The sequence below is a fragment of the Planktotalea sp. genome (genome assembly GCF_049680325.1).
GTDB lineage: Bacteria > Pseudomonadota > Alphaproteobacteria > Rhodobacterales > Rhodobacteraceae > Planktotalea.
Genome location: NZ_JBAUHO010000165.1, coordinates 1 through 17,422, shown reverse-complemented (window position 1 = coordinate 17,422; position 17,422 = coordinate 1). Strand labels below are relative to the sequence as shown.

Below are 17,422 nucleotides of genomic sequence, written 5' to 3'. Positions count from 1 at the left end.
CTTTGGTGGCATTCGCGGTTATTCGGAAGCACAGGATGCGTTCACCGTCGGGGCAGCCACAACCGCTGCAAACAAGATCACGGGTGTAACAGGTTCACTTGGCACAAAGTTCTCAATCGATACGCATATTGGTTCCGCGAAGGTCACACCATTTGTCAGTCTTGCTGCGGAACTCAATCGCTTTGATGATGGTTTGGGCGCGATCAGCACCTATGCTGCGCCGCGTATCGCGATCGGGATGACAAGCATTGGGCGTGCAGGAGACCTCAGCATGATCCTTGATGGCGGCAATGTTGAAGCAGGCACAAAAGACATAAGCCTTAGCATCAGCTATGCGCTTCGTTTCTAGGAACTAGAGATGCAGTGACCCGCTCATCAAGATATGGCCATTGCCTGCAACTTCGACGCCTTCGATTGCATCGCGTGGCCCGAGCACCCGAACCTTTGCCGCACCGGGACGGCCCATCGTATGGCCTTGCTCAGCAGTAAAATCCGGAGTTTCTATTAGCCCGTGCTGCCACATGTAAGCACCCATCGCCCCTGTCGCAGAGCCCGTAAACGGGTCTTCTGGCGAACTCGGTGGCAACAATAGCAGGCGAGAGAACGTATCGCCCGCGTCTGTGAAACCGCCAAGCGTCGTCAGGAAAGGCTCCATCACGTCAACGCTGTCTGGGCCAAGGCTGTCATTCAGCGTACCTATTGCGGCGGCGTTCAAACGCGCGCAGCCAAGCGCAACGCGATCACTGAGCGGAACGATAATAAATGGAAGGCCCGTTGAAACCAGCTGCGGCGGCGCGATGATATCTTCTTCGCGCAATCCGATTGCAGCCGCCACAAGACCAGCCTCGGCAACAGGCCCAAAGATCGGTGCATTCTGGCGCATCGTCACGCGCGTGCCATCATCGCTTAGATGAACGGGAATAATTCCGGCCAACGTTTCAAGCGTCAAATCACCGGTGCCAATTGTTCCTGCAGCATGGGCCGCAATGACAGAAGCTACCGTCGGATGCCCCGCAAACGGTATTTCGCGGCTTGCCAGAAAATACCGAACATGTAGGTCCGCCGTTTCCGACGGACCTAGAAATGTACATTCGATAAGTGAGGTTTCTTTGACAAAGGACGTGCAGGTTTCATCGTCCAGATGTGCGCCGTTGTGAACAACCGCGCAGCCATTGCCGCCAAAGGGGCGATCCGTAAACGCATCAACCCAATGGAACGCAAACTCGCTCATTAGTGTACCGTAACCGGCGCAAAATCATTTTGACGCGCAAGAATGAATGCAAGGTTGCGATCTGCAACAACGGCAAGGCGTTCTCCGTCTTCGCTATGCACCGCATATAGCTTTTCTATGCCCTGCGCTTGCTCCTGCATCTCTGCTGGCAAGTCAGTCAGTGCAACGGGCCGCACATACACGATACGTGCATCGCCAGATTTGGCGAAATCAAATGGGTTGGTCATGATACTACCCTTTCTTGATGTTAATTGTTTGAACCACGGCGTCAGGTCGCGCCCGGGTCAGATCAACGTGCAATAGGCCATTTTCCATCAGCGCTTCGCCGACTTCGACACCATCGGCCAAAACAAAGCTGCGCTGGAACTGACGCGCCGCGATGCCGCGATGCAGGAAAAAGCGTCCTTCACTGTCATCTTTTTGTCGGCCACGGATCACCAATTGGCGGTCTTCCACAGTGATCGACAGATCGTCCTCGGAAAACCCGGCAACCGCAAGCGTGATGCGGTACGAGCGATCTGTCGTTTGTTCGATGTTATAGGGTGGGTAGCCCTCATTGCCAGATTTAGCGGTACGTTCTACCAGCCTTTCCAGCTGCTCAAAGCCCAACATGTGCGGGTACGAGCCAAGTGTTAGTTTCGTCATAAGGTTTGTCCTTCGATCAAAGCGACAGTCCAGATGCGGTCCCGTTACGGCAACCGCTACTGGGTCAAATATGGGAAGCTTTGCCGCGCTGTGCAAGGGCTATGCGCAGGGCTCAGAATCGGTATAGTAAAAGACCTGCACTATCTCTCGAAAAGAGCCAGACTTATGAACGCGCCGACCGGACTATCTATGAAAAATGACGACGTGCTCAGCATTGAGCTGGAAGTCATGCGCCGCGAACACCGCGATCTGGACGATTCAATACGCGCATTGGTAGAGCGGGGCACAGCCGATCAATTGATGATCCAGCGCCTAAAACGGCGCAAGTTGCGTTTAAAGGATCTGATTGCGGAAATTGAAGACCGTTTGACCCCCGACATCATTGCCTAAGGCACGCATCTGGCTATAGTCCAGCGCTCACAAATAGGGGTGACGCACTCATGGCGAATATTGAAGTAGGAATCATCATGGGAAGCCAGTCTGACTGGCCAACAATGATCGAAGCTGCACAGATGCTAGATGCTTTGGGCGTCCGCTACGAGACAAAGATCGTCTCGGCGCACCGCACCCCTGATCGCCTTTGGGAGTATGGTAAGACCGCTGCAGCGCGTGGCCTCAAGGTTATCATCGCGGGCGCTGGCGGCGCGGCCCATTTGCCGGGCATGATGGCCTCCAAGACCCGTGTGCCAGTGATTGGCGTTCCAGTGCAAACCAAGGCATTGTCCGGCGTGGACAGCCTATATTCCATTTTGCAAATGCCGCGCGGATTTCCAGTTGCGACTATGGCAATTGGTGGCGCTGGCGCTGCGAATGCCGGCCTGATGGCCGCGGCCATTCTTGCGACGTCTGATCCTGATCTTGCCAAGCGTTTGGATACATGGCGCGACGCCCTATCCGCATCTATCCCAGAGGAACCTGTGAATGACTAATCCCCTTCCGCAAGGCGCGGTCATCGGTATCCTAGGCGGTGGTCAACTTGGCCGCATGTTGTCTGTGGCAGCGGCGCGACTTGGCTTTCGCACCCATATTTTCGAGCCGGGTGCAAACCCGCCCGCGAGTCACGTTGCCGACACTGTCACAACAGCCCCTTATGAAGATGAAGCGGCGCTCACTGCCTTTGGCAATGCGGTTGACGTCATTACCTATGAATTCGAAAACGTGCCTACCTCTGCACTTGATCTGCTTGGCGCGCTTGCGCCGATCCATCCGGGGCGCGAGGCATTGCGCATTTCTCAGGATCGCATCACAGAAAAAGACTTCCTATCGGGTCTGGGCCTTTCTGTTGCGCCATATGCTGCGGTTGATGATGCAGCTTCGATGCAAGCCGCAATTGCTGCTGTTGGTGCGCCCTCAATCCTGAAAACACGGCGTTTCGGGTATGACGGCAAGGGACAAGCGCGGCTAAAAACCAGCGCTGATGCAGACCAAGCTCTCGCCGACATGGCAGGCGCGCCTGCTGTGCTGGAAGGCTTTATAGACTTTTCCGCGGAAATTTCAGTGATCGCCGCACGTAGCCCAACGGGCGAAGTCGCCTGTTTCGATCCAGGCGAAAACGTCCATGAAGGCGGCATTCTGCGCAAAACTACAGTCCCTGCAAATGTCAGTGCCAGCCTGCGCATGGATGGCGTTCTTCTTGCTGGCCGAATTCTGAACGCGCTCGACTATGTCGGCGTTATGGGCGTAGAGCTTTTTGTGACGCCAAAGGGCCTTGTGGTGAACGAGATCGCGCCGCGCGTGCATAACTCGGGTCACTGGACGCAAAACGGCTGTACAGTGGATCAGTTCGAACAACACATCCGCGCGATTGCGGGCTGGCCCTTGGGCAACGGACAACGCCATAGCGATGTGGTGATGGAGAACCTGATCGGCAGTGATATGGACCGTGTTCCAAACCTTGCTGCTCAGGCAGAAACCGCGTTGCATCTATATGGTAAGGCCGAAGTGAAAGACGGACGCAAAATGGGCCACGTCAACCGCATCACTGGCCCTGCAAGCGCCTAGGCACTGCCACCGCTTGAAGACAGGATCGCAGGATCAATGCCGATTTCGGCCAGCGCCAGCGCCCATTTTTTAGCATCTGGCGCATCGAAAATAACGTCATTTTCAACCTGTGCAATCAACCAGCCGTTTGCAGCGATCTCCGCCTCTAACTGCCCGGCTCCCCAACCCGCATAGCCAAGCAACACCAGCGCCTTTTCAGGTCCGTTCCCTGCGCCAATGTCTTCAAGAATGTCTATCGTTGCGGTCATAACCAGCCCCTCGCCTGCATCCATAGACGACAGTTCCGAGCGGTAATCGGGCGAATGCAGTACAAATCCGCGGCTGCTTTCTACAGGACCACCGTAATATATAGGATGAGACTTAGCCGATTCAGGATTTGGGATTGAAAGCTGCTCTAACAAATCCGCCAAATTAACGTCCTGAACACGTTTATTCACAATCAAACCCATCGCCCCATCGCTTGAATGCGTGCACAAAAAAATGACACTGCCTTGAAAGCGTGGATCAGGCATGTCTGGCATTGAAATCAGGCACTTGCCAGTCAACTCGCCGAGCAGTTCTGTTGTCGTCATATTCACACTTTAACTCGTTACCCTAAACAAAGGATGAGGCGCTTAGCCCGATTGCGCAAGGGCAACTTAAAACATCGGCAAGATTTCTCGCAAATAAGTGACTTGGCTTTGCACGCGCTCTGCGGCAGTCAGACGTATGAGACTTAGAAAAACACTCCTTGCAGCCTTGGCGCTATTGGCTTCACCAGTTGTCGCCTTTTCCCAAAGCTTTGACGATGTGCTTGTCGCGACCTTGCTTACAGGTTGGCGACAAAGCGATGGCAGCCACATGGCGGCGGTGCAGCTTTCGCTCAAGCCGGGCTGGCATACTTATTGGCGCGCACCCGGGGATGCAGGGATTCCACCGCTCTTTGATCTGAGCGGGTCGGGCAATTTCAAGGGTGTGCAGGTCATCTGGCCCCGCCCTGACGTTTACACTGACAACGGTTTGCGCTCGATCGTTTACTATGACGAGGTGGTTTTGCCGCTGCGCGTTATGCCCAAGGCGAATGGGAAAGACATCGCGTTAACTGCCAAAATTGACGTCGGCATTTGCAAAGACATCTGTGTTCCCCAAACCTTGAACGTTAGCGCCGTATTGCCCGCAACTGCGAACAAGCGCGATCCGCGCATTGCCGCGGCGCTGGCGGATCGACCGTTTTCAGGCAAGCAAGCTGGCGCGAAAAACCTGCGCTGCCAGATTTCGCCCTCTGCGGATGGGATCAAACTTGCAACGACGCTCACGCTGCCCCGCGTTGGACAGCGCGAGGCTGTTATCATTGAAACCGCTGATCCCCTGTTGTGGGTGGCTGAACCAGAGGTCACGCGCAACGGCAATCAACTGAGCGCAATCACAGAGATTCAGAACGTGGAAGGCGCGCCCTTCATGCTCAATCGCAGCGGTATTCGCATCACTGTTTTGGGCGAAAGCCGCGCCGTTGAAATCAACGGCTGCAAGGGCGGTTAAACCGCCGCCCTTTTCGCGCGCCGCGCAAATACCAAAGCAATCGCCGAGGCCAGATAGGCCAACACGATAAGAACGATCATGCCCGCCAGAAATACTGCAAACCCAGCAAGCATGGCTGGCATATTGGCAAGCTTCGGCGCAATCGCTGCAAGCTCTGGCAAAAGCGTTTTGAAAACGGCCGCATAGCCCATCGTCGCCCCAAGCCATGCAAGCGTCAGCGCTGCGAGAACCCCAAGCATCGCGCGCGGTCCACGCTTACGGAATTTCAAGCCACGTTTGAACGCATCGATGCGGCGGCGCGCATCGTATTGCATCGCGATCAGCGACGGCACGACCAGCAGAACAAGCACCATGCCAAAGCCAAGACCATAGACCAGTGTGATTACCGTCGGTTTGAGAAATTGCGCCTGACTTGAACGCTCGAACAGCAATGGCGCAAGTCCCAGAACAGTGGTCATCGTGGTCAGCATCACAGGGCGCAAACGGTTGGCAGCGCCATCAATGATCGACGGGATCAATCCGCGCTCTTTCGCGTATTCATCAATCGTCGTCACCAGAACGATCGAATCGTTAATGATGATACCCGTCATGCCCAAGAGGCCAACAACCGTGAACATTGATAGCGGCACATCCCATGCAGCATGCCCGTAGATCGTACCGACCAGCCCGAAAGGGATCACCGCCATGACAACAATGGGCCGCGTCCAGCTAGAGAAGACCCAAGCCAGCACCAGATAGATGCCCGTCAACGCCAAGATCAGCCCGGTCAAAGCCTCCGACAGGAAAGCGTTCTCTTGCTCGGATTGGCCGGACAGACGCCACTCGACCTGCATCTGTGATGCGATACGTGGCAAAATCTGCTCTTCCAGCGCGTCTTCGATTTCGCTGGCGCGGGCGGGATCATCCTCGGAAATATCCCCAGTGACAGAGATCAAGCGCACGCCGTTTTCACGGCGCACAGTCGAAAACCCTGTGCGTTGCTTGACGCTGACAATATCGGCCAGCGGGACATAACTACCAGATTTACTGCGCAGAAGCGTGCTATCAAGAAAGTCCGCGCGCAGCTCATCGCTAGGCAGTTCCACGCGGATGGTCGCGCTGCGCGGTCCTTCAGGATAACTTGCCGCTTCGATCCCGTTCAAACGGTGACGCAACACGCGGCCCAGCTGATCGATTGTAAAGCCAAGTGCCTGACCCTGCGCGGTTAACTCAAGGATCAGCTCTTCCTTATCGTAGGCAAGGTTGTCTTCCACCGCTGACACTTCGGGAAAGCGCGCCAATTCGGATTGCAACGCTTCACTGGCACCTTTCAAAGTTTCAGCGCTAGCGCCGAAAAACTGAACGTCCAACGCCGATCCGCCCGGACCAGAGCGCCAAGAGCGGAACGAAATATTTTCTGTGAGCGGGTGGCGGCGCACTGCATCCTGAAGATCACTGACAAAGGCAAAGCTGGAATAAGGGCGCAGATCTGCGTCTATCAACTCGATCGAAATGCCGCCCAACAGATCGTTGTCTTTGGTGTCCGAGCCCGCCAAACCGCCCCCGGAAGAACCACCGATAGTCGCCATGACATAATCAAGCGGGTTGGTGCCATGCTCTTTTTCATACTCTGCTGCCAGCGCTTCCGTCGCGCGTTGCATTTCGCGCATCATCGCATGGGTATCTGCGCGGCTCGCGCCTTCAACCATCGAAAAGTTGCCCGTCACAGAAGACCGTTCTGGCGCATTAAAGAACCGCCATTGCACATCACCGCTGATGAAAAGAACGACCTGGCTGGCAAGCACGAGGATCACACCGGAAAAGACTGCATAGCGCGCCCAGATCACACCAGCCATAAGCGGTTTGAAAAGGTTGTCACGCACCCATTCAAAACCGATGTTCACTACGCGGCTGGGCATGTCATACCAATGGGTCTTGGCAGAATGGGCCAAGGCATGGCTCATGTGGTTTGGCAGGATCAGGAAACACTCGGCAAGCGATGCCAGCAGAACTGCAATCACGGTGAAGGGAATATCACCGATCAAACTACCAAAACGCCCGCCGATAGACACCAATCCAAAGAAGGCAATCACTGTTGTCAGCGTCGCCGAAAAGACGGGCATGGCCATACGGCGCGCTGCGTTCTCTGCGGCAACGACGGGGCTTTCTTTCAGTTCGCGCGCGCGATAATCGGCGTGCTCGCCAACGACAATCGCATCGTCCACAACGATACCGAGGGTGATAATTAGCGCGAACAGCGAGATCATATTGATCGTCAGCCCGCCAACATACATCAGCGCAATTGCCGCAAACAGCGCGACAGGGATGCCTGCCGCAACCCAGAACGCGGTGCGTGCATTCAGGAACAAAAACAACAGCAACACGACCAAAGCCAAACCTGTGATCGCATTGTCGATCAACAGTTCCAAACGTCCGCTGATGGCCTCGGCGCGGGTGCGGATCAGTTCGAGCGTAACACCCTCGGGCAAGGTTTCCTGCATCTTGGCGGCAACGTCTTCGACCTGATGTTGAATGCCAATTGCATCGCCCATGTCAGAGCGATCAACCCGAAGCGTCATCGCCGGGTTTTCGCCCACGAAAAAGCCTATCTCACGATCAACACCTTCTTGGCTCAGTTCTGCAATATCACCGATCCGCAGCTTTGATCCGTCATCGTTCGAGCGCAAAACAATCAGCGCAATTTCCTCTGGCGTGCGCTTTTCGATGCCTGTGCGCACACGCGCCGCGCCGCCGGAAACATCGCCAGCGGGGTCTGCATCGACTTCGGCAGCAATCGCGGCAGCAATTTCCGCCATAGAGACGTCGTTTGCGATCAGATTGCTTGAACGCACTTCCACACGCGTTTGACCCGCAGCAACACCGCGAATTGTTGTGCGCGTTACGCCCTCGGCGAACAGGCGCGTGGCCAGTTCATCGGTAAATAATGCCAGTTGTTCAACGCCAACGGGGCCCGAGATCACAACATCGGTGACACGGTCACGCCACTGCCCGCGGCGCACCACAGGGTCTTCGGCTTCTTCTGGAAGGCCCGTGACCTGATCGACCGCAGATTGCACATCATCAGCCGCGCGCGCCATGTCCCAGCCCGGCTCAAACTCCAGCGAAACCGACGCCCGCCCCTCCTGGCTTGTTGCGCTGGAGCTATCGACGCCCTCGACCGCGAGCAAGGCAGGTTCAATCACCTGAACAATAGCTGCATCCACATCCTCAGCGCCTGCACCTTCCCAAACGACAGACACAGATACAGTGTCCACCACTACATCAGGAAAAAACTGCGCACGCATCTTCGGCATTGCAACAAGGCCCGCAACCAACATGATGACAAGCACAAGGTTCGCGAGGGTCTTGTGGCGCACGAAGTAACTTAAAATACCGCCCGCACCGTCTGAAAGGGATCGCGCCATGATTTAGCCCCCCATCCGGCTTTCGATCCGCTGGACCATTTGGGCAGGGACTTTATCCTCGTCTAACTGGCTTAAAATACGTGCTTTGGCTTCGTCGGGAATGCGGTTGTTGGCCTCCACATAGGCGCGAATCTTGGCTTTGCGTTCCTCGCTCAGTTCCAGCATTTCAGGTTCTTCAATTTTGCTCGCGCCCTCTTGAGTGAGCGGTTTCACCTTGATCCCGACGCCCAGCAACGGCGTGCGAGCACTGACAACATTGCGCCCCATCAATTCGCGCGAGCGCACGAGCACATCATCGCCCTGGCGGCGCTCCAATCGCACAGCGATAGCCTCTAGGCGATCCCCCTCGCCGATCACAAGGACAGTGCCATCCGCGCCCAGCGCTGTCGCAGGCAGACGGATCACGCCGCGCAGAGCAGGTTCTGTCACTTCCACACGAACAAAATCGCCGGGCTTGAACCCCGGTGCAGCATCCAGTTTAGCAAAGACCAAACGACCAGATTGCCCTTCGCCCACCGCTGCGCTGTCACGGCTTAGCTTGCCTTTGGCGACAAGATCAGCGCCGAACACATCCAGAACGACCGAAACGGGCGCAGTGCCAAGCGCACCCTTATCATTCAACAAACGCGCATATTGCGCTGTCGACAGACGGAACGACACTTCCAGCGCATCAGGATCAATCAACTCGGCGAGCCTTTCGTTCGTGCTGACCAATCCACCACGAGAGGCGGTCACCCCTGACAAAGCCCCCGCAAATTCCGCTTTCACCTCAGTATTTTCCAGTTTGCGCATCGCATCGGCCTTGGCCAACTCGGCGCGTGTTATGCGCGTGGTTGCCTGTTCGATACGTGCCTCGGCCTGTGCCAAGGCTTGACGGCGCGCAAGCACCGCCTGGCGCGCGGAAGACGCGGCAAGCTCAGCTGTCTCAACCGTGGCAGAGGTTCCAACACCGCGCGCAGCAAGGTCTTTCTGACGCTCAAAGGCTTTGGTGCGCAGCGCCGCTTGCTCGCGCGCGGCTGCCAATTCATCTTGCGCCAACCCAATCGCCCGCGCCGCCTCACGCGCTTCCAATTGTGCATCACTAAGATCGCTCGCTGCGCGGTCCAGCGCGCTTTGCGCTTCGGCAGGATCAATGAGAACCAGCAGCTCACCCGCAGCGACCAATCCGCCTTCGACGAAGTTGTCCGAAAGTTCCATCACGGTGCCAGAAGCCCCAGCCCGCAAATCCAAAGTGCGCGCACTTTCGATCTGCCCGAAAGCGGTCAGGACAGGATCGATCTGCTGCATTTGGGCCGGAATCACAGTTACCGAGAAGACCCGCTCGCGCGCACGCGCGGGACGTGGCTCGTCCGCCAAGCGCGCCTGCACAGCACCATAAACAAGCGAGCCCGCATAAACGAGCAGCGCGCCTGTCATAGCAAGCAAAAATAGCCCTGCGAGGCTTTGGCGAATAAATCTCATAGCAACGCTTTCATAACGAACCCTGATACATAAGGTAGTGACCTGATTTCCAATGGCAAATCCAGTCACATTTTATGTGATACGGTGCCGGACGCTATTTCCGTCGCAAATGTTCGTCCAAACGCGGCATTATTTCTACAAAGTTGCAGGGCTTGTGCCGATAATCGAGCTGAAAGGCTAAAATTTCATCCCAAGCATCCTTGCATGCCCCAGGGCTGCCCGGCAATGCGAACAGATAAGTGCCTTGCGCAACCCCCCCAGTTGCGCGGCTCTGAACCGCAGACGTGCCGATCTTTGCCATGCTGACGTGGGTAAAGACGGTGCCGAACGCCTCGATTTCTTTTTCATATACGTCACGGTGCGCTTCAACCGTCACATCGCGCCCCGTAAGGCCCGTACCACCGGTTGAAATGATTACATCAATCGCATCATCCGCGCACCAGGCGCGCAATTGTTCTGCAATTTCGGCGCGCTCGTCGCGAATGATCTTGCGCGCGGCAAGGGTATGGCCAGCGTCGCCAAGGCGCTGAACAAGCACATCTCCAGATCTATCCTCGGCCAATGCGCGTGTGTCAGAAACCGTAAGCACCGCAATGCGAACAGAGATGAATTCTTTGCTTTCGTCGAATTTACTCATTCGCTTTTCAATCTCGCCTTCAATGCCAACAAATCTGCCCAGGCATCGCGCTTTTTCTCGGGTGAACGCAGCAAATACGCCGGATGGAACATCGGCAGAACCTTTACGCCCATCGCATCCCCCCATTCCCCGCGCATACGCGTTATGCCGCGTTTCCCAAGGACCGCCTGGCAGGCGATATTGCCCATAAGCACCAGAATTTCCGGCTTTGCCAGCGCGACATGTCGCTCCAGGAAAGGCAACATCATGCCGAGTTCCGCAGGCGTTGGTTCGCGGTTCTGGGGTGGGCGCCACGGCAAGACATTGGTGATATAGACATTTTCTGCGCGGTTTAGGTCGATCGCGCTCAACATTTTGTCAAGCAGCGTTCCTGCTTCACCAACAAAGGGCGTTCCGATCTGGTCTTCTTCGCGGCCCGGTGCTTCGCCAACGATCATGACGCGCGCGCCGAATGTACCATCCGCAAAGACCAGATTTCGTGCGCCGCGCTTTAGCTCGCACGCCTCGAAAGCGCCAAGCGCCGCTTTGAGTGCTTCGATATCGCCAGCCCCAGCAGCGGCCTCGCGTGCAAGCGCCGCACCATCGACTTCACCTGGCGGGTTCGCACGGATGGGTGTCAACACAGTCGCTGTTTCGCTGGCAACAGGCAGCACCGGCTTTTTCGGCTCTGGCTTCACCTCAAAACGGTTCACAGGGGCATCGCAAATCGCCTCATCGACGCCGAATTCCACCTGCCATTCCAACAGGGCTTTCGCTGTATGATAGTCCATCGCCGATTCCATACGCTCAATCTATGCCGCCGCGCGCGGATAGGGAACGCCCCATCTTGCCCAAGCCTGCCCACGCGCCTATAACGCGGCGAACCAAAGGGGACCGCACCGTGACATTCACCCAATCACACCTGCTCGGGATCGAGCATTTGCACCCCACCGAGATCACTACGCTGCTGGATCTTGCAGATCAATATGTTGACCTCAACCGCCAGCCGCACAAGCATACCGATGCATTGGCAGGGTTAACGCAGGTTAACATGTTCTTTGAGAACTCGACCCGCACACAGGCAAGTTTTGAAATCGCAGGCAAACGCCTTGGCGCGGATGTGATGAACATGGCGATGCAGGCGTCTTCGATCAAAAAGGGCGAAACGCTGATCGACACGGCAATGACAATCAACGCCATGCACCCTGATCTGCTGGTCGTGCGTCATCCGCATTCTGGCGCGGTTGATCTTCTGGCACAGAAGGTGAATTGCGCCGTGCTGAACGCTGGCGACGGTCGCCACGAACACCCGACGCAAGCGCTGCTTGATGCGCTGACAATCCGCCGCGCCAAGGGGCGTTTGCACCGTCTTTCCATCGCGATTTGCGGCGATATCGCTCATTCCCGCGTGGCGCGTTCCAACATCATGCTCTTGGGCAAGATGGAAAACCGCATCCGCCTGATCGGCCCGCCTTCGTTGATGCCTTCACAGATTTCCGAATTTGGTGTCGAAGTCTTTGAAGACATGCGTGAAGGTCTGAAGGATGTGGACGTCGTGATGATGCTCCGCTTGCAAAAGGAACGCATGGACGGCGGGTTTATCCCGTCCGAACGCGAATATTACCATCGCTATGGCCTTGATGCGGACAAACTGTCCTATGCCAAGCCCGACGCGATTGTCATGCATCCCGGCCCAATGAATCGCGGCGTCGAGATAGACGGGGATATTGCGGACGACATCAACCGTTCGGTCATTCAGGAACAGGTTGAAATGGGCGTCGCTGTGCGTATGGCCGCGATGGACCTGCTCGCGCGCAACCGGCGCGCCAAGCAGTCTGCTGGAGTGATGGTGTGAGTTTGCAAATGCAAATCACCGCAACCGAGCATGGAGTCGTGCGCCTCTTCGCGATTGAAACAGCGCGCGAATTCGATCACGCGGCGCTTGTCGAGGCACTTGGCGTAGAGACCCTGAACCCTGAACAGGTGGATATCATTGCGCTGGAAGACCTCGATGAGTTGGGACTTGAGGGATATCTCGCCCTTGGAATGGGCATTCCTGCCGATGAGATAGAGGCAATGCGTCCGCAGCTTGCGGCGCTCAAGGGGGATGTCGTGCTTATTCGCTCCGCCGCCTTCGGTGGCAAGGCGACAACGCTAACACCACAAGCCCCGCTGCGCTGGATCGCCAGCTTTGGTGAGGTACCGCTTGATCTTGCTGCAACCCCGATCAAAACCAAATCCGCACAAGGTATTATTACAGGCAAAACCCCACCCGTTCGCGCGTCCAATAGCAAAGTTTTGCTATGGATACTTATGGCCTTTGGCCTGATCGTCCTTGTCACCCTTTCGATGTTTGTCCGCATCGCTGTCTAAGGAAACGCCAATGCAAGAGCCAAATGATCCAAGAATGTCAGGACGCATCGCCATGTATGTGCTGATCTTGCTGGCTGTTTTCGTCACGCTAGTGGTTTGGATCGCTTAGTATGAGCCCAAGCATTCCAACCGGCTGGGAAGGCTTGCTTGATGAGGGCGAGACAATTGTCTGGCAGGGTCGCCCTGTGGCTGGGCTTTCTTTTCACGGAACTGATGTGATGGGCGCGTTAATGGGTGTCTTTTTCATGGTGTTTTCCGTGTTCTGGATGGGCATGGCGACGAACATCACGAGCAATTTCAACGGTTTTGGCGGCATCTTCCCCAAACTTTTCCCGCTCTTTGGCATCCCGTTTTTCCTGATCGGGTTTTACAATGCCATTGGCCATGTGTTTTGGCAGGCCTTTTTGCGCTCCAAGACCCATTACACGCTTAGCAGCAAGCGCGCGTTCATCGCGACCGATCATCCAACGCAGGGCAAATTGCTTACAGATTATCCGATTGATGCGCACACCGACCTGATCTTGAAGATCGGCCCGCCAGATACTGTCTGGTTTGCGGGTAAACATATCGGCTTTGCCAACATCGAAGACGGGCGCGCCGTTCACAAACTGATGCGCCAAATTCAGAAAGAAACGCCATGAACATTCGTTTCACCAACGCCCGCCTGATTGATCCAGAAACAGGCACCGAAGACATTGGCGAGCTAACGGTTTCAGACGGCTTCATCGTCGACACGGCCAAGGACGCGACTGTGATTGATTGCGCGGGCAAATGCCTGGCACCGGGCATTATCGACATTGGCGTAAAGGTTTGCGAACCGGGCGAACGTCACAAGGAAAGCTATCGTAGTGCGGGCCTCGCAGCGGCAGCAGGCGGGGTCACAACCATGGTGACCCGCCCCGACACAGCACCCGCGATTGATAGCCCAGAGGTTCTCGAATTCGTGCGCCGCCGCGCGAATGAGGCGGCACCTGTCAACGTGCTGGTTATGGCCGCCCTGACAAAAGGGCGTGAAGGGCGCGAGATGACCGAAATCGGCTTTCTGCAAGACGCGGGCGCTGTCGCCTTTACCGATTGCGATCATGTTGTGCGCGATACCAAAGTCTATAGCCGCGCGCTGACCTATGCGCGCTCGCTCAACGCTTTGGTGATCGCCCATGTTCAGGAACCCACACTTAGCAAGGGGGCTGCTGTCACATCTGGCAAGTTCGCATCGCTACGCGGCTTGCCTGCGGTGTCGTCCATGGCCGAACGCATGGGGCTGGACCGAGATATCGCGCTGATTGAAATGACCGGTGTGCGCTATCATGCGGATCAGATAACCACCGCGCGCGCCTTGCCCGCGCTGGAACGCGCCAAGGCAAATGGTCTTGATATTACCGCAGGCGTGTCGATCCATCACCTGACGCTGAATGAACTCGACGTTGCCGACTATCGCACCTTTTTTAAGGTCAAACCGCCACTGCGCTCAGAGGACGATCGCCTAGCAGTGATCGAAGCGCTCGCCAACGGGACCATCGACCTCATTTCCTCGATGCACACACCGCAGGACGAAGAAAGCAAACGCCTGCCGTTTGAGGAGGCCGCCTCTGGCGCGGTTGCGATGGAGACACTGCTGCCAGCAGCGATGCGCCTCGTTCACAACGATCATCTTGATCTGCCAACACTCTGGCGCGCGCTTAGCCTTGCCCCCGCCAAACGCCTTGGCCTGCCCGCAGGGCGCTTAAGTATCGGTGCCCCTGCCGATCTGGTTCTGTTTGACCCTGATGCACCTTTCATAATGGATCGCTTTAAACTGCGTAGCAAATCCAAGAACACACCGTTTGACGGAGCGCGTATGCAAGGTAGAGTGATTGCAACCTACGTGGCGGGTCGCCCGGTTTTCGAAAGGGACTAAATGCCGATCATCGAAACAGGCGCTGTTGCGCTGCTGATCTGGGCCGTTTTTGGCTACCTGCTCGGCTCTATCCCTTTTGGCGTTCTCATTTCCAAAGCAATGGGTCTTGGAAATCTGCGCGAAATTGGCTCTGGCAATATCGGCGCGACAAACGTGCTGCGCACAGGGTCCAAACCCGCGGCTTTCGCAACGCTGATCCTTGACGGCGCAAAGGGTGCTGTCGCGGCACTAATCGCACGTGCAATGGCTGGCGAAGACGCGGCTTTGCTTGCGGGGCTCATGGCGTTTATCGGGCATTGTTACCCTCTTTGGCTTGGCTTTAAGGGTGGTAAGGGCGTTGCAAGCTTCCTGGGCCTGTTGCTTGCCCTCAGCTTGCCTGTCGGCCTAGCCTGCTGCGCCACCTGGCTGGTTGCGGCCCTGCTCAAACGTATCTCGTCGTTTGCTGCGCTTGCTGCTGCTGGAACATCTACATTCTGGATGAGCGTTCTTGGTTACCCGGAAGGCTTTTTCGTCGGCGTGATCCTCACAATCATGATCTTCTGGCGCCACAAAGCAAACATCACCCGCCTACGCGCAGGGACCGAACCAAGGATTGGCAAATAAACACGCCGTCTAATCCTGCCCCTGATGACAAGGGCGATGGCTGGTCCAGCATCCTTAGCTCGTCCGCGATCATGTCGCTTGCGCTACTTGGCGATGCGCTGCTCTACGCGGTGCTGCCAGCCTATGCAGCTGACTTTGGCCTGACCCTGCCATGGGTCGGCGTGATGCTGTCAGTCAATCGCTTTGTTCGGGTCTTTGCCTATGGTTTGATCGCCCAGGCCACAGCGCGCTTTGGCGTTCGGGCGATGTGCATCGCAGCAGCCTGTAGCGCTACGCTTTCCACGTTGATCTATGGTTTTGGGACTGGCCCCTTGATCCTTCTGTTTGCACGTCTTCTTTGGGGTCTGACCTATGGCGTACTTGTCCTTGCCACGCTTTCCTATGCCGTCAGCCACCGCAAGCGCGCGGGCACGCGGATCGGCGTCGGGCAGGCCGTGCAACGTATTGGCCCCATCCTAGCGCTCTTTGGCGGTGCCTGGCTGGTCGGGCATGTTGGCGCGAATTCTGCCTTCGTCGTTCTGGCCTGCTTCACCGCATTGGCGTTACCTATCGCTTTGCGCCTCCCCAAGGTGCCCGCCCAGATCAATCAAGCCAGGAAGCCCACTGGCCGCCTGACACGCCCAGCGCCGATAGACGTCTTGTTTTTCTTGCAGGGCTATGGCGTCGATGGCGTGTTTGCGATGACGGTTACCTTGATACTCGCCCAGAATAACACAATGGCGACGGCTGTCTTGGGGGGCGGCGCTCTCTTGGCGATGCGTCACTTCGCAGAAGCCGTCGCGGCCCCGCTTTTCGGCTGGATCGCCGATCGCTATGGCGCACACCGCGTATTCGTGAGCGCAGCTTTTCTAACGATGTTGGGCTTTATGTGTGTTGCGGTCGGTTGGGCCGTTCTGGGCGCATTGATAATGCTTACGTTCCGCGGCGCGCTTGCCTCACTAGGGCCGGCTGTCATTGCCCAAGGCCTAAGCGAACAGGACGACGTCCTTGGTCCGTTGGCGCGAATGCAAGCCTGGCGCGATTTTGGCGCAGCCTGCGGGCCATTGATGACTGGCGTCATGCTTGCTGTAACTACTCCCGAACTGCTCCATGGCGTTGTCGCAATCGCCCTGGCCCTTGGGATAGCCTATTGGATACGCGTTTCTCCACCTCCTAACGTCGCGAAATAGTTTCCCGATCTGTCATATGTTGACAATACGATAGTTTCTGTTATTTCTTTCATTACAGAAATAACGGACGAAAACGATGAACCTGTCACAAGCCATGCAAGACTTCATCCTTCACTGGGGGGATATGGGCGCGAAATGGGGCGTGAACCGCTCTGTCGCGCAAATCCATGCGCTTTTGCATATCTCGCCAGATCCGATGACTGCTGAGGATATTTGCGACACGCTGAACCTAGCGCGTTCGAACGTTTCGAACGGACTGAAAGAGTTGCAAAGCTGGGGGCTCGTTAAGTCCCAGCGTCAGCTTGGAGATCGGCGCGATCACTTTACCTCTGTGCGCGATATGTTTGATCTGGTGACAACTGTTGTTGAAGGACGCCGTGCCCGCGAATTCACCCCGACGCTTGCAGCCTTGCGAGACGTCCAAAAGGCAGCGCAAGACGACGGCACGTCCAAGAAAGTCACACAGCGCATCGACGAGACGTTAGAAACAATGCAGATGTTCGA

Annotated in this window: 20 protein-coding genes; 12 read left to right on the top strand and 8 right to left on the bottom strand. The window is 56.3% G+C overall.

The window, feature by feature from the left end:
• Nucleotides 1-349, top strand: a 349-nt coding sequence (locus tag WBC85_RS07530; RefSeq protein WP_424434720.1) for a hypothetical protein, incomplete at its 5' end; no start/stop codon positions are given.
• A 3-nt stretch (nt 350-352) separates the two neighbouring features.
• Here the strand turns inward: WBC85_RS07530 and WBC85_RS07525 are convergent.
• From WBC85_RS07525 to WBC85_RS07515, 3 genes are read right to left on the bottom strand one after another with little or no spacing between them, the layout of a single operon-like run.
• The gene (locus tag WBC85_RS07525; protein WP_424434717.1) at nt 353-1,231 is read right to left on the bottom strand and encodes a PhzF family phenazine biosynthesis protein; all 879 of its coding nucleotides are present in this window, start codon (nt 1,229-1,231) and stop codon (nt 353-355) included.
• Nucleotides 1,231-1,458, bottom strand: coding sequence for a DUF1150 family protein (locus WBC85_RS07520; RefSeq protein ID WP_424434714.1), 228 nt, complete (start codon nt 1,456-1,458; stop codon nt 1,231-1,233). The genes WBC85_RS07525 and WBC85_RS07520 overlap by 1 nt, the downstream gene beginning before the upstream one ends.
• A 4-nt stretch (nt 1,459-1,462) precedes the next feature.
• Nucleotides 1,463-1,876, bottom strand: a complete 414-nt coding sequence (locus WBC85_RS07515; protein WP_424434711.1) for an Hsp20 family protein — start codon at nt 1,874-1,876, stop codon at nt 1,463-1,465.
• Between the two features lie 165 nt (nt 1,877-2,041).
• On the opposite strand from WBC85_RS07515, the gene WBC85_RS07510 reads away from it, so the two are divergent.
• From WBC85_RS07510 to WBC85_RS07500, 3 genes are read left to right on the top strand one after another with little or no spacing between them, the layout of a single operon-like run.
• Nucleotides 2,042-2,266 (top strand): YdcH family protein, encoded by a 225-nt coding sequence (locus WBC85_RS07510; protein ID WP_424434708.1) that lies wholly within the window; start codon nt 2,042-2,044, stop codon nt 2,264-2,266.
• Nucleotides 2,267-2,316: 50 nt separating this feature from the next.
• A complete protein-coding gene (purE, locus tag WBC85_RS07505) occupies nt 2,317-2,805 on the top strand; it encodes a 5-(carboxyamino)imidazole ribonucleotide mutase (protein ID WP_424434705.1) in 489 nt (162 codons plus the stop codon).
• The gene (locus tag WBC85_RS07500) at nt 2,798-3,877 is read left to right on the top strand and encodes a 5-(carboxyamino)imidazole ribonucleotide synthase (protein WP_424434702.1); all 1,080 of its coding nucleotides are present in this window, start codon (nt 2,798-2,800) and stop codon (nt 3,875-3,877) included. Before purE ends, WBC85_RS07500 begins: the two co-directional genes overlap by 8 nt.
• Here WBC85_RS07500 and WBC85_RS07495 read toward each other — a convergent pair.
• Nucleotides 3,874-4,449, bottom strand: coding sequence for a YqgE/AlgH family protein (locus WBC85_RS07495; protein ID WP_424434699.1), 576 nt, complete (start codon nt 4,447-4,449; stop codon nt 3,874-3,876). The two genes, WBC85_RS07500 and WBC85_RS07495, sit on opposite strands and share 4 nt — an antisense overlap.
• Nucleotides 4,450-4,585: 136 nt before the next feature.
• Between WBC85_RS07495 and WBC85_RS07490 the strand changes: the two genes are divergently transcribed.
• Nucleotides 4,586-5,395: a protein-disulfide reductase DsbD domain-containing protein gene (locus WBC85_RS07490; RefSeq protein ID WP_424434696.1), complete on the top strand. Its 810-nt coding sequence runs from the start codon at nt 4,586-4,588 to the stop codon at nt 5,393-5,395.
• Here WBC85_RS07490 and WBC85_RS07485 read toward each other — a convergent pair.
• The 4 genes from WBC85_RS07485 to WBC85_RS07470 all read right to left on the bottom strand — a co-directional run bounded on the left by WBC85_RS07485 (nt 5,392) and on the right by WBC85_RS07470 (nt 11,679).
• The gene (locus WBC85_RS07485) at nt 5,392-8,799 is read right to left on the bottom strand and encodes an efflux RND transporter permease subunit (RefSeq protein ID WP_424434693.1); all 3,408 of its coding nucleotides are present in this window, start codon (nt 8,797-8,799) and stop codon (nt 5,392-5,394) included. The two genes, WBC85_RS07490 and WBC85_RS07485, sit on opposite strands and share 4 nt — an antisense overlap.
• A 3-nt stretch (nt 8,800-8,802) precedes the next feature.
• Nucleotides 8,803-10,260 (bottom strand): efflux RND transporter periplasmic adaptor subunit, encoded by a 1,458-nt coding sequence (locus WBC85_RS07480; RefSeq protein WP_424434690.1) that lies wholly within the window; start codon nt 10,258-10,260, stop codon nt 8,803-8,805.
• A 94-nt stretch (nt 10,261-10,354) separates the two neighbouring features.
• On the bottom strand, nt 10,355-10,897 hold the full coding sequence (moaB, locus tag WBC85_RS07475; RefSeq protein ID WP_424434687.1) for a molybdenum cofactor biosynthesis protein B: 543 nt from the start codon (nt 10,895-10,897) through the stop codon (nt 10,355-10,357).
• Complete coding sequence (locus tag WBC85_RS07470; protein ID WP_424434684.1) at nt 10,894-11,679, bottom strand: uracil-DNA glycosylase; 786 nt, start codon at nt 11,677-11,679, stop codon at nt 10,894-10,896. The genes moaB and WBC85_RS07470 overlap by 4 nt, the downstream gene beginning before the upstream one ends.
• Before the next feature lie 98 nt (nt 11,680-11,777).
• On the opposite strand from WBC85_RS07470, the gene WBC85_RS07465 reads away from it, so the two are divergent.
• From WBC85_RS07465 to WBC85_RS07435, 7 genes are all read left to right on the top strand, one after another.
• The gene (locus WBC85_RS07465; protein ID WP_424434681.1) at nt 11,778-12,731 is read left to right on the top strand and encodes an aspartate carbamoyltransferase catalytic subunit; all 954 of its coding nucleotides are present in this window, start codon (nt 11,778-11,780) and stop codon (nt 12,729-12,731) included.
• Between the two features lie 8 nt (nt 12,732-12,739).
• Nucleotides 12,740-13,249 carry a hypothetical protein gene (locus WBC85_RS07460; protein WP_424434679.1) on the top strand — a complete coding sequence of 170 codons (510 nt, stop codon included), beginning with the start codon at nt 12,740-12,742 and terminating at the stop codon, nt 13,247-13,249.
• Nucleotides 13,250-13,359: 110 nt separating this feature from the next.
• Nucleotides 13,360-13,890 carry a hypothetical protein gene (locus WBC85_RS07455; protein WP_424434676.1) on the top strand — a complete coding sequence of 177 codons (531 nt, stop codon included), beginning with the start codon at nt 13,360-13,362 and terminating at the stop codon, nt 13,888-13,890.
• Nucleotides 13,887-15,146: a dihydroorotase gene (gene pyrC, locus WBC85_RS07450; RefSeq protein ID WP_424434673.1), complete on the top strand. Its 1,260-nt coding sequence runs from the start codon at nt 13,887-13,889 to the stop codon at nt 15,144-15,146. Before WBC85_RS07455 ends, pyrC begins: the two co-directional genes overlap by 4 nt.
• On the top strand, nt 15,147-15,749 hold the full coding sequence (gene plsY, locus WBC85_RS07445; protein WP_424434670.1) for a glycerol-3-phosphate 1-O-acyltransferase PlsY: 603 nt from the start codon (nt 15,147-15,149) through the stop codon (nt 15,747-15,749).
• Between the two features lie 71 nt (nt 15,750-15,820).
• Nucleotides 15,821-16,918: an MFS transporter gene (locus WBC85_RS07440; protein ID WP_424434667.1), complete on the top strand. Its 1,098-nt coding sequence runs from the start codon at nt 15,821-15,823 to the stop codon at nt 16,916-16,918.
• A gap of 76 nt (nt 16,919-16,994) precedes the next feature.
• Nucleotides 16,995-17,422: GbsR/MarR family transcriptional regulator (locus tag WBC85_RS07435; RefSeq protein ID WP_424434664.1), on the top strand; the 428-nt coding region annotated here is incomplete at its 3' end.

Coding starts and splice junctions, on each gene's coding strand:
- pyrC (WP_424434673.1), top strand. CDS start 13,887: ATGAACATTCGTTTCACCAACGCCCGCCTGATTGATCCAGAAACAGGC.
- WBC85_RS07470 (WP_424434684.1), bottom strand. CDS start 11,679: ATGGAATCGGCGATGGACTATCATACAGCGAAAGCCCTGTTGGAATGG.
- WBC85_RS07500 (WP_424434702.1), top strand. CDS start 2,798: ATGACTAATCCCCTTCCGCAAGGCGCGGTCATCGGTATCCTAGGCGGT.
- plsY (WP_424434670.1), top strand. CDS start 15,147: ATGCCGATCATCGAAACAGGCGCTGTTGCGCTGCTGATCTGGGCCGTT.
- WBC85_RS07515 (WP_424434711.1), bottom strand. CDS start 1,876: ATGACGAAACTAACACTTGGCTCGTACCCGCACATGTTGGGCTTTGAG.
- WBC85_RS07510 (WP_424434708.1), top strand. CDS start 2,042: ATGAACGCGCCGACCGGACTATCTATGAAAAATGACGACGTGCTCAGC.
- WBC85_RS07460 (WP_424434679.1), top strand. CDS start 12,740: ATGCAAATCACCGCAACCGAGCATGGAGTCGTGCGCCTCTTCGCGATT.
- WBC85_RS07440 (WP_424434667.1), top strand. CDS start 15,821: ATGTCGCTTGCGCTACTTGGCGATGCGCTGCTCTACGCGGTGCTGCCA.
- WBC85_RS07455 (WP_424434676.1), top strand. CDS start 13,360: ATGAGCCCAAGCATTCCAACCGGCTGGGAAGGCTTGCTTGATGAGGGC.
- WBC85_RS07520 (WP_424434714.1), bottom strand. CDS start 1,458: ATGACCAACCCATTTGATTTCGCCAAATCTGGCGATGCACGTATCGTG.
- purE (WP_424434705.1), top strand. CDS start 2,317: ATGGCGAATATTGAAGTAGGAATCATCATGGGAAGCCAGTCTGACTGG.
- WBC85_RS07495 (WP_424434699.1), bottom strand. CDS start 4,449: ATGACGACAACAGAACTGCTCGGCGAGTTGACTGGCAAGTGCCTGATT.
- WBC85_RS07480 (WP_424434690.1), bottom strand. CDS start 10,260: ATGAGATTTATTCGCCAAAGCCTCGCAGGGCTATTTTTGCTTGCTATG.
- WBC85_RS07485 (WP_424434693.1), bottom strand. CDS start 8,799: ATGGCGCGATCCCTTTCAGACGGTGCGGGCGGTATTTTAAGTTACTTC.
- WBC85_RS07525 (WP_424434717.1), bottom strand. CDS start 1,231: ATGAGCGAGTTTGCGTTCCATTGGGTTGATGCGTTTACGGATCGCCCC.
- moaB (WP_424434687.1), bottom strand. CDS start 10,897: ATGAGTAAATTCGACGAAAGCAAAGAATTCATCTCTGTTCGCATTGCG.
- WBC85_RS07490 (WP_424434696.1), top strand. CDS start 4,586: ATGAGACTTAGAAAAACACTCCTTGCAGCCTTGGCGCTATTGGCTTCA.